Source organism: Haloarchaeobius sp. FL176 (assembly GCF_024609245.1).
GTDB lineage: Archaea > Halobacteriota > Halobacteria > Halobacteriales > Natrialbaceae > Haloarchaeobius.
In genome coordinates this window covers 279,835-292,799 of sequence record NZ_JANJYH010000001.1, presented here as the reverse complement: position 1 = coordinate 292,799, position 12,965 = coordinate 279,835, and the positions used below count along the sequence as shown (strand labels likewise).

The 12,965-nt window shown below is 68.7% G+C and carries 14 protein-coding genes; 5 read left to right on the top strand and 9 right to left on the bottom strand.

Features of this window, described 5'->3' with window-relative positions; translation table 11 throughout:
* Positions 1-17: 17 nt before the first annotated feature.
* The 5 genes from NO978_RS01490 to NO978_RS01470 form a co-directional block, all read right to left on the bottom strand.
* Positions 18-416, bottom strand: a complete 399-nt coding sequence (locus NO978_RS01490) for a universal stress protein (RefSeq protein WP_257297740.1) — start codon at positions 414-416, stop codon at positions 18-20.
* A gap of 56 nt (positions 417-472) precedes the next feature.
* A complete protein-coding gene (locus tag NO978_RS01485) occupies positions 473-1,093 on the bottom strand; it encodes a VOC family protein (protein WP_257297739.1) in 621 nt (206 codons plus the stop codon).
* A 72-nt stretch (positions 1,094-1,165) separates the two neighbouring features.
* Positions 1,166-2,593 (bottom strand): hypothetical protein, encoded by a 1,428-nt coding sequence (locus NO978_RS01480; RefSeq protein ID WP_257297738.1) that lies wholly within the window; start codon positions 2,591-2,593, stop codon positions 1,166-1,168.
* Positions 2,586-3,341: an ABC transporter ATP-binding protein gene (locus NO978_RS01475; RefSeq protein WP_257297737.1), complete on the bottom strand. Its 756-nt coding sequence runs from the start codon at positions 3,339-3,341 to the stop codon at positions 2,586-2,588. The genes NO978_RS01480 and NO978_RS01475 overlap by 8 nt, the downstream gene beginning before the upstream one ends.
* 121 nt (positions 3,342-3,462) lie before the next feature.
* Complete coding sequence (locus tag NO978_RS01470) at positions 3,463-4,047, bottom strand: hypothetical protein (protein ID WP_257297736.1); 585 nt, start codon at positions 4,045-4,047, stop codon at positions 3,463-3,465.
* Between the two features lie 237 nt (positions 4,048-4,284).
* Here NO978_RS01470 and NO978_RS01465 point away from each other — a divergent pair, with 237 nt between their 5' ends.
* The 4 genes from NO978_RS01465 to mutS all read left to right on the top strand — a co-directional run bounded on the left by NO978_RS01465 (position 4,285) and on the right by mutS (position 9,086).
* Complete coding sequence (locus NO978_RS01465) at positions 4,285-4,683, top strand: universal stress protein (protein ID WP_257297735.1); 399 nt, start codon at positions 4,285-4,287, stop codon at positions 4,681-4,683.
* A 4-nt stretch (positions 4,684-4,687) separates the two neighbouring features.
* A complete protein-coding gene (locus NO978_RS01460) occupies positions 4,688-5,707 on the top strand; it encodes a sodium:calcium antiporter (protein WP_257297734.1) in 1,020 nt (339 codons plus the stop codon).
* A 51-nt stretch (positions 5,708-5,758) separates the two neighbouring features.
* Positions 5,759-6,325 carry an SRPBCC family protein gene (locus NO978_RS01455; protein ID WP_257297733.1) on the top strand — a complete coding sequence of 189 codons (567 nt, stop codon included), beginning with the start codon at positions 5,759-5,761 and terminating at the stop codon, positions 6,323-6,325.
* 70 nt (positions 6,326-6,395) lie between these two features.
* Positions 6,396-9,086, top strand: coding sequence for a DNA mismatch repair protein MutS (gene mutS, locus NO978_RS01450; RefSeq protein WP_257297732.1), 2,691 nt, complete (start codon positions 6,396-6,398; stop codon positions 9,084-9,086).
* A gap of 161 nt (positions 9,087-9,247) precedes the next feature.
* Here the strand turns inward: mutS and NO978_RS01445 are convergent, their stop codons facing one another.
* The 3 genes from NO978_RS01445 to NO978_RS01435 form a co-directional block, all read right to left on the bottom strand.
* The gene (locus NO978_RS01445) at positions 9,248-9,715 is read right to left on the bottom strand and encodes a cupin domain-containing protein (RefSeq protein WP_257297731.1); all 468 of its coding nucleotides are present in this window, start codon (positions 9,713-9,715) and stop codon (positions 9,248-9,250) included.
* Positions 9,716-9,789: 74 nt separating this feature from the next.
* Positions 9,790-10,545 (bottom strand): endonuclease NucS, encoded by a 756-nt coding sequence (nucS, locus tag NO978_RS01440; RefSeq protein WP_257297730.1) that lies wholly within the window; start codon positions 10,543-10,545, stop codon positions 9,790-9,792.
* Between the two features lie 54 nt (positions 10,546-10,599).
* Positions 10,600-11,175 carry a DUF6735 family protein gene (locus tag NO978_RS01435; RefSeq protein WP_257297729.1) on the bottom strand — a complete coding sequence of 192 codons (576 nt, stop codon included), beginning with the start codon at positions 11,173-11,175 and terminating at the stop codon, positions 10,600-10,602.
* Positions 11,176-11,393: 218 nt separating this feature from the next.
* On the opposite strand from NO978_RS01435, the gene NO978_RS01430 reads away from it, so the two are divergent.
* Complete coding sequence (locus NO978_RS01430; RefSeq protein WP_257297728.1) at positions 11,394-12,254, top strand: hypothetical protein; 861 nt, start codon at positions 11,394-11,396, stop codon at positions 12,252-12,254.
* An 18-nt stretch (positions 12,255-12,272) separates the two neighbouring features.
* Here NO978_RS01430 and NO978_RS01425 read toward each other — a convergent pair whose 3' ends face one another.
* Positions 12,273-12,914, bottom strand: coding sequence for a helix-turn-helix domain-containing protein (locus NO978_RS01425; RefSeq protein WP_257297727.1), 642 nt, complete (start codon positions 12,912-12,914; stop codon positions 12,273-12,275).
* Positions 12,915-12,965 lie beyond the last annotated feature (51 nt).

The following is a 12,965-nucleotide window of genomic DNA, read 5'->3' as shown; positions in this document are numbered from 1 at the left end:
GGGGTCGGAGCCCTCCGTTACTTGTTCTGCGGCGGTGCGACGAGCACCGGGCGGTCCGCATCGAGGATGATGCCCTGCGTCGTCGAGCCGAACAGGGCCTTTCCGGCGGGCGAGCGCCGGCGGCCGCTCACACAGATGCAGTCGACGTCCTTCTTGGCTGCCTGGTCGAGAATCTCCGGGGCGGGGTCCCCGCTCGACTCGGAGAGCGAGTAGTCGATACCCGCTTCGTCGAGCACGTCACGGACTGCGTGGACCGTGGCGAGCTGGGTCACGGACGCCCCCTCCGGGTTGTCCCGGAAGACGTGGAAGATAGTGACGCGGACGGAGTCCGGAGCCTCCGGAAGGTCGACGACCGCCTCAGCCTGAGAACGTGCGCGCTCTTCCGCCGTGTCGAGTGCCAGCAGTACCTCGTACATACCCACCGCTACACCCGTGGGTGGCTTATCTTTGGGGGGTGATTTGCACGGATTGGTTACGAGACGCCGCCGACGCCGCTGTCCGCGTCGGGCAGGTCGTGCTTCACGACCTCGATGCCGAGCTCCTCCAGCGCGGCCGCCATGTGCTCGTCCTGCGCGTACTCGGCACCGTCCTCCTCACGGATGCGCTGGGTCGTCGCCAGCACCTCGGCCCGCCGCTCGTCGGGGAACTCGTACTTGTCGGTGGCGAGTTCGATGACGAGCCCGTTGTTGTCGGTGGTGTACAGCGAGTGGAAGATACCGCGGTCGAAGATGTTGTAGCCGCGGCCGTCCGCCTCGATAGCTTCGACCATCTCCTCGAAGCGGTCGGGGGCGACACTGAACGCGAGGTGGTGGACGCCGCCGACCCCGGTCCGTTGCGGGCCGGCGTTCGACGGCCGGTCGTCGCTCACGAAGAACGTGAGGATGCGGCCATCACCCGTGTCGAAGAACAGGTGCGTCTGCGACGGGTCGTCGAGGTTCGGCTGTCGGAGTACGAGCGGCATCCCGAGCAGGTCGCGGTAGAACGCCACGGTGTCCGCCTCGTTGCTCCCGATGATGGTCATGTGGTCGGTGCCGGTGGTGCGGAACGGGCTGTCCGGTGCCTCGGCGGTGACCGGAATCTGATCGTCTTCCATAGGAACCGAGGTAGTCCGCGGAGACCGATATACCTGCCTCCAAACGATGCAGGTAACGTCACTGTAACCGGGTTAACGCCGGTAGTGGCGCTCCCACTTCGGCACCGACCGTCGGTAGAGTGCGATGCCGATACCGCCGACGAGGACACCGCCGACGCCGAGTGCGACCAGCAGTCCGGTCGAGACGGGCGCGAGTACCAGCCCCACGATGAGGATGGGAACGAGCACGACGGCGAGTGCGGCCCCGAACCCGGCGAACAGCACCGTGTCGAACAGGAACTCGTTCGGGTCGAAGCCCGCCAGCGCGACGGTCACGCCGAACAGGTAGAGCGCGACCCCGACCAGCAGCACGAGCCCGACGACCGCCTCGGGGAGCCGCGCTCCCTGCCAGACGACCGCGAGGAGGAAGTAGCCTACGCAGGTCGGGATGCCGAGCACGAGGAACGCCCGGAACTTCGCCCGAACCGCGTCTGCGACCGACACCGGATAGAGCTGGTAGCTGGCCACGTCGTCGTACATCGTGATCCAGTTGTAGGTGGTGAAGGCCGAGAGCGCGAGGATGGCCCCAAAGGAGATGCCGGTCGACGGTTCGAGCCCGGTGATGGTCTCGGCGAGGTCGATGAGCAGCCAGCTCACCGCAAAGAGGATGCCGCCGGAGAACAGCACCTTGCCGAGGCCGCCGCTGGAGCGTTGCACGTCGAGCAACGTCTTCACGGTCAGGCCGTCGGCGTCGAACGGGAGCCGCGCCTGCCAGCGCGGGAACGTCCGGCCGGCGGTGCGGGCGGCGCGCTCGTAGCTGGTGTCGTAGACTGCGATGCCGATGACCGCGAGCAGCGGAATCGGCGCGAGCGCGACGACGACCTCCGGCAGCGTCGCCCCGTCGAACAGCCCGTACGGCGTGAACTGCACGAAGTCGACGCCCGAGACGAAGGCCAGTCCCGCACCGGCGGCGAGTCCGAGCAGGAGGAGCCGGCCGGACGCCCCACGCGTCGAGAGGCCGATGGCGGCGAAGGTGATGGTCACGCCGAGCAGGAACATCGCGGTCGTGGTCGCCCACGCCGTGGGAATCGCAAGCAGCGTGAGGTCACCGGACGCGACGGCGGGCGTGAAACCGACCGCGATGGGGAGCAGGAACAGCACGGCGTAGTACACCGCGTCCTTCAGCAGGAACACGCTGAGGAGCCGACGCTGTGAGACCGGCAGCGTGCGGGCGCTGAACACCAGCATCGTCGCGTCCCCGAGCACGTCACGCATCGCATCCTGACCGACGAAGCCGGTAGAGCCGGTACGCAGCCCGAAGAAGAGCGCGAGCCCGTGGACACCGGCGAGTATCGCGCCGATCTCCGTGCCGGTGGTGGTGAGCAGATACACCGCCCCCGAGGTCAGCAGCGCGACGAACACCGGAAACCCGGCGAACCGGCTGCCCCCGAACAGCTCGCTGTGGAGCCGCCACTCCTCGCGGAGCATCTCGACGAACAGCCGGCGGTTCAGGCTAGTCATCGCCGGCGGTCGCCGTCGGTTCGGTCCACTCCTCGTCGCTGCCGACGTTGGCGACGAACGTGTCGAGCAGCGACTCCTCGTCGTCCATCTCGGCCGGCCGCCGGTCCGCGATGAGACGGCCGTCGTAGACGATGCCGACGCGGCTACAGATCTCCTCGGCGACCTCGATGTGGTGCGTCGAGATGAACAGGGTGTTGCCTCGCTCGCGGTAGTCCTGGAGGTAGCGCTTCACGCGCTCCTGGACGATGGGGTCGAGGTTGGCGAGTGGCTCGTCGATGAACACGACCTCGGGTTCGTGCAGGAACGCCTGGGTTATCATCACCTTCTGCTGCTGGCCGCGCGAGAGGTCCGAGCTGAGCGTGTCGAGCTTCTCGGCGAACGAGAGCCGCTGTGCCCACTGCTCCACGCGCTCTTCCACCACGTCAGCCGGGACGTCGCGGACGGTCGCGACGAAGTCGAAGTACTCTCTCGGGGTCATGAAACTCGGCGGCGACTCCTGTTCCGGCAGGATGCCGACGTGGCGCCGCGTCTCGACCGGCTCGGCCACAGGGTCGTGGCCCAGCACCGACGCGGTGCCGGAGTCGGGCTGTAGCTGCCCTGTCAGGATGCCGATGGTCGTCGTCTTGCCCGCGCCGTTCGGTCCGAGCGCCCCGAACAGCTCGCCGGCCTCGATATCGAGCGTGAGATCGGCCAGAGCGGTGACGTCACCGTAGGTTTTCCGGAGTTTCTCGGTTCGGATCGCACTCATCAGTCGTCCGATGTAACGTATCGAAACGTAAAGACCGTTCTGCCCGCGGTACTAATCACTCGCTAGCTCGTTCTCACGCAGAAACAACGGACCAGGAAGCCCCCCTTTCGGACTACCCCGGTCAGTCGGTTCGGCCGCTACGGACGCGTTGTCCGAGTCGCTGAAGCGGTCTCGTCCCGGTGTACAGCTGGACCAGGAGCGAGGTAATCATCGCGACGGAGAACACGAGTGCGACCCCGATGGGACCCACCTCCGTGAGCAGCGGAACGCCGAGGTCCGCGGCGATGACACTCGCCATCGCCGCGAGCCCGAGCAGCAGGTAGTGCTGATACCACGGTAGTCCCGTGTTGCTCATGACCGTCGTGTAGGGTACGAGATCGTCCGCGAGGTCGGTGAGCGACACCGACTTCGTGTTCGAGTCGTACTCCACGATGCCGAGCCCGTCTAGCTTCGGCAGGTGGGTCTGGTGCAGGGACGCGTAGACGCTGTCGCGGATGTTCCGTGGTGGCGGCGACTCTCCGGTCTCCTCGGCGGCGATAGACTCGGAGAGGTCGCGTAGCGTCGATTCTCCCCCGTTACGACGGAGCTGTTTGAGTACGAGCCTCCGACGCTGGTTGCTCAGTACGGAATGTATCTCCCCCTCTTCGAGCGCTGTCGAGTCGACAGCGCGTTCGGTACGACTAATCGCTGGCGTGCTGATTGACACCTCTCTTCTCCCCCAGTGTGATACAGGGTATCGACCGTTATAGCTCTACGCCCTGTGTGGCCAACACGTTTATATGCGGACCCCCGTTTCGGCCAGCCAGGCACAACGGCTCGTTACTGGCCACAACCGCTGATTAACGATATCTTACGGTCATGTATACTGGTTTCACCTACGTACCGTTCAGGTGGCGCGCCCGGACACCCAACAGTTAACCCGAATCCAGACACTGCCTCCGATATGCACGTACTCGTCCCCATCGACGGGTCGGAGCCGAGCGTCCGTGCCCTCTCACTCGGAATCGGCCTCGCGGACCGGTCCGAGGGCCAGCTCGACGTGGTACACATCGGCGACCCGGAGGCTGCGGCGACCGAACAGCTGCTCGACAGCGCGCGCGAGCAGTGCGAGGAACAGGGAGTCGAGGCGACCATCGAGGCCCTCCCCGAGGCCGAGGACGACTCACGGCTCCACTACGCGACGAAGATCGGCGGCCAGATACTCGAACTCGCGGACGAGCGCGACGTCGACCACATCGTGATGGGGAGTCACGGGCGGTCCGGCATCGACGAGTACGTCCTCGGGAGCGCCACCGAGACGATACTGGACGCCCAGACGTACCCGGTGACGGTGGTGCCGTAACCGGATGCTAGACGTCCTGCTGTTCCTCGGTCTCGCAGCCCTCGGGACCGGCGTGACGTGGGTCGGTAGTACGTGGTTAGAGCGCTCGAGCGAGCGCATCGGCGTCCACTACGGCCTCCCGCCGGTCGTCCAGGGTGCCATCGTCGCTGCCCTCGGGTCCAGTTTCCCCGAGCTGTCGAGTGTGCTCCTGTCCGTGCTCGTCCACGGTGAGTTCGAGCTCGGTGTCGCGGCCATCGTCGGTTCGGCGGTGTTCAACATCCTCATCATCCCCGCTGCGGCCGGACTGAGCGGGAACACCGGCCTCACCGCCGACCGCGACCTCGTCTACAAGGAGGCGCAGTTCTACATGCTGTCGGTCGCGACGCTGTTCCTCGCCTTCGCGTTCGCGGTCATCTACTACCCGACGGAGACCGGCACGGCGCTCAAGGGGAACATGACCCCGATGCTCGCACTCATCCCGCTGGCGCTGTACGGGCTCTACGTCTTCAACCAGTACCAGGACACCAACGACTACGACTCCAGTCACCACGAGCGCTCGGCCAACATCGGGCGACGCTGGCTCGAACTGCTCGCCGGGCTGGTAGTCATCCTCGTCGGCGTCGAGATGCTCGTCAGGAGCGCCATCGAGCTCGGTGACGCGTTCGGTACGCCCTCGTTCGTCTGGGGGCTGACGGTCGTCGCCGCCGGGACGAGCCTGCCCGATACGGTCGTCAGCGTCCAGGCGGCCCGCGGCGGGCGCGACTCGACCAGCCTCGCCAACGTGTTCGGGAGCAACATCTTCGACCTGCTCGTCGCGGTCCCACTCGGGGTCGTCGTCGGCGGTGCCCTCGAGATCAACTTCTCCCGGGCCGCACCGATGATGGCCTTCCTCGTGTTCGCCACGGTGGTGCTGTTCACCCTGATGCGGACCGACATGAACGTCTCCGGCAGGGAAGCGTGGCTCCTCCTTGGGCTGTACGCCCTGTTCGTCGTCTGGCTGATACTCGAGGAGGCGGGCATCACCACCCTCGTCAAGGGCGGCTGACAGCGCCGGGGCCGGAGACAGCTATTTTTCGGTCCGGTCCTCAGTGCGGGCGTGGACGCAGTCGAGCTTTCGACCGTCGTGTACGTGCCCCGCGAGGAGGCGTTCGAGTTCCTGCTGGACTTCACGAACCACGAGCGCTACTCCGAGTACGTCTCGGACGTGACCAGACGCGGCGACGGCGCCGTCGGGACCCGCTTCGACATCACGCTCCAGTGGTGGAAGCTCTCCTACACGCTGACCCCGGCCGTGACGGAGCTCGACCGCCCGAACCGCATCGACTGGCGCATCCCGAACGACGTGCACGCGAAGGGGTACTGGGGACTGGAGCCTGCCGACGAGGAACCGGACGCGACGGACGCTGCAGCCGACGGGGGCCGGGCTATCGAGGACGAGGCTCCCGCGACCCGTATCCGCCTCCGCATCGAGTTCGACCGCCGACGGTCCCGTCTCGGCCGGCTCAGCCTCCCGCCGATGGTCTCGACCGACTGGGTGCTCCGGCGCATCAAACCCCTCGCCGCCCGCGAGGCCCAGCAGGTGTTCGAGCGGGCCGTCGCCGACCTCGAGGGGGAGCGTCGGCGGGTCGACCTCGAGTTCCACGTCCGCCCGTCGACCATCTGACCGGAACCCGTCCCGGATTCGCTACCACAGACCGGGTCGCTCTTGTGGGTCGGCTTCCTGAGCGGCACCCATGAACGGAGCGCTCGGACCGCCCGAGAAGATGGCCGAGCAGGCCGACGAGCTGACGCCGATGATGCGGCAGTACTTCGAGCTGACCGGGCGCTACGACGACGCGCTCGTGCTGTTCCAGGTCGGCGACTTCTACGAGACGTTCTGCGAGGCCGCCGAGGTCACGAGCCGGATCTGCGAGGTGACGCTGACCAAGCGGGAGGACTCGACGGGCCGCTACCCGATGGCGGGGGTGCCCATCGACAACGCCGAGAGCTACATCGAGTCGCTGCTGGAGGCCGGCTACCGCGTCGCAGTCGCCGACCAGGTACAGGAGCCGGCGGAGACGACCGGTGTGGTCGACCGCGCGGTCACCCGGGTCGTCACGCCCGGCACGCTCACCGAGAACGAACTGCTCGCCTCGGCGGACAACAACTTCGTCGCCTGTCTCACCCGGAGCGCCGACCCGGACGACGACCCCGCGACCACCGGCGAGTACGGCTTCGCGGTGCTCGACGTGTCGACGGGTGACTTCTACGCGACTGCGCCGTCGTCGCCAGCCGCCGTCGCCGACGAGATCGGACGGTTCGACCCCGCCGAGGCCATCGTCGGGCCGGAGGTCGGCACCGACGCGTTCCCGGCGGACTGCATGGTCTCGCCGTTCGACCGGACCGCCTTCGACGTCGATGCAGCCGCCGAGACGGTCCGCGAGTACTTCGGCGACCCCGACAGCCTGCTCGCGGGCGAGGCCGAGGTCCGGACCTGCGGCGCGCTGCTCGCCTACGCCGAGTACGCCCGCGGCGGGGCCGGTGAACCGGCGACGGACGACTCGGCGGACACGACCGATCCGGAGGACGGCCACCTCGACTACCTCAACCACCTCACGAGGTACGACCCGCGGGAGTACATGGTGCTCGACCCGACCGCCCTCGCCAGCCTCGAGCTGTTCGAGCGCCGCGCTGTCCGCGGCGTCGAAGGCGCGACGCTCGCGGACGTGCTCGACGAGACGGCCTGTGCGATGGGCCGCCGTCGGCTCACGGACTGGCTCCGCCGTCCGCTCGTCGACGAGGAACGCATCGCCGGTCGCCACGACGCCGTCGGCGAGCTCAGCCGGGACCCCGCAACGCGGGAGCAGCTCCACGAACTGCTGCGTGACGTCTACGACGTGGAGCGGCTCATCGCCCGGGTCTCCCGCGGCCGGGCGAACGCCCGGGACCTCCGCTCGCTGAAGGACACCCTCGACGTCGTGCCGGAGCTGAAAGCGGCCCTCGCCGACACCGACTGCGACCGCCTCGTCCGCCTGCGCGACGGCCTCGACGAACTCGAAGACGTTCGGGACCTCGTCGGGCGGGCTATCCGTCCCGAACCGCCCATCGAGGTGACCGAGGGCGGTGTGATTCGCGAGGGGTACGACGAACGCCTCGACGACCTCCGCGAGACCGAACGTTCCGGCAAGCAGTGGATCGACGACCTCGAAGCACAGGAGCGCGAGCGCACCGGCATCGACTCGCTGAAGGTCGGTCACAACCAGGTCCACGGCTACTACATCGAGGTGACGAACCCGAACCTCGACTCGGTGCCGGCGGACTACCAGCGCCGACAGACGCTGAAGAACTCCGAGCGGTTCTACACGCCCGAGCTGAAGGAGCGCGAGGACGAGATATTCAGAGCGGAACAGCGCGCCGACGACCTGGAGTACGAGCTGTTCCGCGAGGTGCGCGAGGCGGTCGCCGCCGAGACCGAACGCGTCCAGCGACTGGCGGACCGGGTCGCCGCCCTCGACGTGTTCGTCGCCTTCGCCACGGCCGCCGCACAGTACGACTACAGCCGGCCGACGTTCTCGAAGACCGGCATCGACATCGAGGCCGGTCGTCACCCCGTCGTCGAGCGCACTCAGGAGTCGTTCGTCCCGAACGATGCGAGCTTCGACCGGGACGAGTACCTCGCCGTCGTCACCGGGCCGAACATGAGCGGAAAGTCGACGTACATGAGGCAGGTAGCCCTGATCTGTATCATGGCTCAGGCCGGCAGCTTCGTCCCGGCGGCCAGGGCCGACCTCCGCATACTCGACCGCGTCTTCACCCGCGTCGGCGCGAGCGACGACATCGCCGGCGGGCAGTCCACCTTCATGGTCGAGATGACCGAGCTCGCAGACATCCTCCGAGAGGCCAGCGATGACTCGCTGGTCCTGCTCGACGAGGTCGGTCGGGGCACCTCGACGGCCGACGGGCTCGCCATCGCCCGCGCCGTCACCGAGTACGTCCACGACGAGCTCCGGGCGACGACGCTGTTCGCGACGCACCACCACGAGCTGACCGAGACCGCCCGCGAGCTCGACGGTGCGTTCAACCTTCACTTCTCCGCGACCGAGACGGACGACCAGGTCCGGTTCAACCACGAGGTCGGCCGCGGCCCCGCCACCGCGTCCTACGGCGTCGAGGTGGCCCGCGCGGCCGGCGTCCCGACCGCGGTGCTCGACCGGTCACGGGAGCTGCTGGCCCGGACGACCGCCGGAACGGCACCGACCAGTGGTGAGGACGAGCCAAGCGATGTGACCGCCGTCGAGGGGACGACGACGGCACCCACCGGCACCGCGTCCGGCGAGGACGATGCACAGGTGGTCGCCGAGCGACTCCGCGGGGTAACCGTCGCTGATACGACACCGATGGAGGCGCTGCGCCTGCTGGACGAGCTGCAGCGGGAGCTGGAGTGACTGCCGATACGCCGGGTTCGACATCGCGGACGAGGGCCCAGAAGAGTGCAGCTACATCGTCGAGTTACGCACCAGACAGCGGCTCCACACCGGGAGCAGCGCCGCGAACTGGTCGCGGCTCCCGCCGATCTCGTTCCGGGCCGAGTAGAGGACGACGCCGCTCAGGTCGGCGCGGCGAACTCGTTCCCGCACTCGGGACAGCGCAGGTACTGCCCGTCCTCGGTCATGTGGAACTGGAGGGTGTCCGACTCCCCGCACTCGCGACACTCCATCGGGACGCGGACGTCCTCGCTCGGCTTCGGGGCCCCGAGCGCGATGACGACCGCGTCCTCGTCACCGCCGTTGACGCTCGTCTGGAAGTCGCCCGGCGCGAAGCGGACGACCTCGTGCTCGCCGACCACGAACTCGTCCTCGGGCGTCTCGAACGTCACCTCGCCCTCGACCACGTAGAACACCTCCTCCTGGTCGAAGTGGGCGTGCATCCCGCCCGAGAGCGACTCGCCGGGCTCGATGGCGTAGTAGTTGATGGCGAGGTCCTCGGTGCCGAGGTGGTCCGACAGCCCGCGGCGGTCGAGGTCCGAGCCGTCCATGAATGCGGGTTCAACGTCGTCGATGTTCACTTTCTCCATGCACCCGAGTGCGGACGGGAGCGTCAAAAGTCCACCCGTCGCGGCGAGGGCGTCGCGAGCGGCGCGACCGGCCCTCACTCGCCCTTCGAGGGTGGCTCGACCACCGAGAACTCCAGTCCGCGGTCGGCGAGCATCCGGCGCGCCCGCTCCGTGACCGACGGCGCGACGAGGATACCCCGGACCGTGGCGTCGGCGTGGAGGTCCCGCTCCAGCGCGTCGACGTAGCGGCTCAGCTGACCGACCGCGTCGGGCCCGACGCGCTTGCGCTTGAGCTCGACGACGACGACGTTCCCGTCCGCGTCCTCCCCGAAGATGTCGACCGCGCCGGCGGCGGTCTGCCGTTCGGTCACGAGCGGCTGGAACCCCGGTTCGACCAGCCCCGGCGATTCGAGGATGCGCTGGCGGAGGTCCGCCTCCGAGCCGGTGAGCGACAGGTCCTCCCCGTCGTCGACCGCGAACGCGGACACCTGCCGAACCGACTCGAAGTTGACGACCAGCTCCTCGTCGGGGTTCTCCCGCGTGCTGACCAGCCGGAGCTCGTCGTCCTCGGCGGCCCGCTCGACGTGCTGGGAGCACCCCGGTGGCTGCCAGTTCACGGGCTGCTGGCCCTCGTCGGTGTGGACGAGGACCGTCCCGTCGGGCTTGGCAGTGACGTGACGGTCGCCCGGGCCGAGCGTGCTCGACGCCCGACCCTCGTAGTCGACCGCACAGCGGCCGAAGACGGTGAGCAGGTCGCCGCGGCCCAGCGCCTCCGTCATCGCCGTCTCCGCCTCGGAGAGCGTCGGCTCGACGACGGTGCTGACGCCGGCTCCGGTTCGCTCGCGTGACACTGCCTGCATCTCGGCGGCGGCGGTACAAAAGCCGCACGTGTCGACGGCGAGTTCTCAGGGTGGCAACAGCACCGTCCGGCCCTCGGCAGCCCACTCCCGAAGCCGGGTCCGGAGGTGCTCGCGGGCGTCGTCGCGGTCGAGCGTGCCGCACTCACAGAGCACGCGCACCGTGTCGGCGACGCCGCGGAACCACGTCGAGACGCGGGCTGCATCGCTGACTGGGTCACGTCCACGCCGGACCGAGACCAGCGCGCCGTCGCCCACGGGCTCGGCGTCGTCCAGCGCCCGGGCGAACCAGCAGGGCTGGAACGCGCGGACGTCGCCGGTTCGAGAGACGACGAACGCGGCCTCGTACTCCAGAAAGTCGAAGCGTGCGGGGAGAGCGCCGAGGGACGGGATGGACCCGCGTGGCTCCGGGTCGACCGGCGCGTCGTGGGTCTCGGGGACGGCGGGGCGTTCGCCGGCGACGACGGCCTCGTGGGCTGGCTCCTCCCAGTCGGCGTCGGCCCCGAACGGGCTGTCCGGGCCGAGGTCGTCGCACAGCGCGAAGCCGAGGGCACCCCACTGCGAGTGGTGCAGGGAGTAGGTCCCGTCGGCGCGGCCGTAGGCTACGAGCGCGCGGTGGCCCATCGGTTCCCGATCGCGGGGTCGTTCGGAGGGCGGACGGGCGGAGTGATGGTCGGTGTCATCTACCCCTGGTTGGCCCCGGCATCACTCATAAACGGTCGGCGGGCTCGGTCAGCGTGGAGACCTCCCGTCTGAATGCGACGCCCGCCGGGGTGGCGGAGGGTTCGACCAGCGTTTCAGCTTGCTGAAGGCACTTACCGGTCCGTCCCGCACCACGGCGTATGAACCGACGGCAACTCATCGCACTCTGTGGCGGCGTCGTCCCGCTGGCTGGCTGTCTCGGGGGGGACAGCTCGCCCGGCGGCGGGACGGAGACGGACGGGACGCCGACGACTGACGACCCGGCCGGCACCACCACCGGAGCCGGCGAGACAGCGGTCACGGTGTCGGAGTCGGTCGCCGTCGGCGACGGAACCGTGACGCTCGATGCGGTCGTGACGACGGAGTCGTTCGTCCACCTCACGACGCCCGACTCGCTGGGCGTCTCCGGGGAGGACCAGTACGTGTTCGCCAACGTCTCGCTCGACGGCGTCTCGCCCGCCGCGGACGAGTTCGTGCTCGACGTGGGGTCGACGACGACCCGGCCGGCCGGCCGCTACGGCTACCGGGACACCACGGTCGACGGCGAATCGATCACGTCGTACTACGCGGACGAGGGTGGGTCCCTCCTGTTCGAGGTCCCCGAATCGCTCGACGCCGAAGCGGGCCGGATCGAGCTGTCAGTCGACGACGAGACGGCGTCCTGGAGGCTCCCGTCGGCGGTGCTCGACGAACTGGCGCGTGCGCCACCGGGGTTCGACCTCCGGACGTTCGCGATCGAGCCGGCCTGGAGCCGTGGCCCAGCCGATTTCTCGGTGATCGTCGAGAACACTGCGGACGTGGACGGAACCTTCCGCGCGGCACTCAACCAGAGCGGCCCCGGCTACGCCCCGCTGGCCACGGTCATCCGGCCGGTCGGTGCCGGCGAGTCGGTGACCGTCGAGCGGACGGAGTCGCTGTTCGGTGGGACCAACGGGGAGGTCCGGTTCACGTTCGCCTGGCCGGGCGGCACCGAGGAGCGGGTGGTCGACTTCGGCGAGTGACCGGGCAGGTGATCAAGCTCACCGCAGCCGCGGCGCGAGCGCACCCAGCAGCTTGTTCTCCGCCCGCCGGAGGTGCTCCTCGGCGGTCCGGCGGTCCACGCCGAGTGCCTCCCCGAGGTCTTCCGTGGTCGTCTCGCGGGGTATCTCGTAATACCCGGCCTCGAAGGCGATGACGAGGGCCTCGCGCTGGCGCGGGCTGAGGTCGGGGAGGACGGCGTCGAGGTCGACGAGCGGGGACCGGCGGCTCGGCGTCGCCCGGTCGTGCTTGGCCTCGACGGTCACGTCGTGGTCGGCCGTGAGGTCCCGGTAGAAGCCGGTGAGGTTCGCGGGGTCGAGCGCGAGGACGCGGACGACCTTCGCACCGCGCTCGTAGCGGATGGGCGGGACGAGCAGGCAGTCGTTCGCGGCGACGTACGGCTCGATGGTCTCGTCGTGCTCGCGCAGGCAGTCGGCGGTGACGAGCAGCAGTTCGTCGTCGTGCGCGACGGCGTCCGAGACGCCGACGGCGGCCTCGACGTGCTCGCGCACGCCCTCGGCGGGGCCGCGCACGTGGAGCAGATCGCGGTGGTCGTTGCACCACAGTTCGACGGTCGCGTCCGATCCCGCGGTCGCGAGCGCGTACGGGCTGTCGTCGGCGACGCGAGCGGTGACCTCGTGCATAGTCGACGAATCGCATGCTACATTTAAAAATACCTCCCATAGCTTGCTATT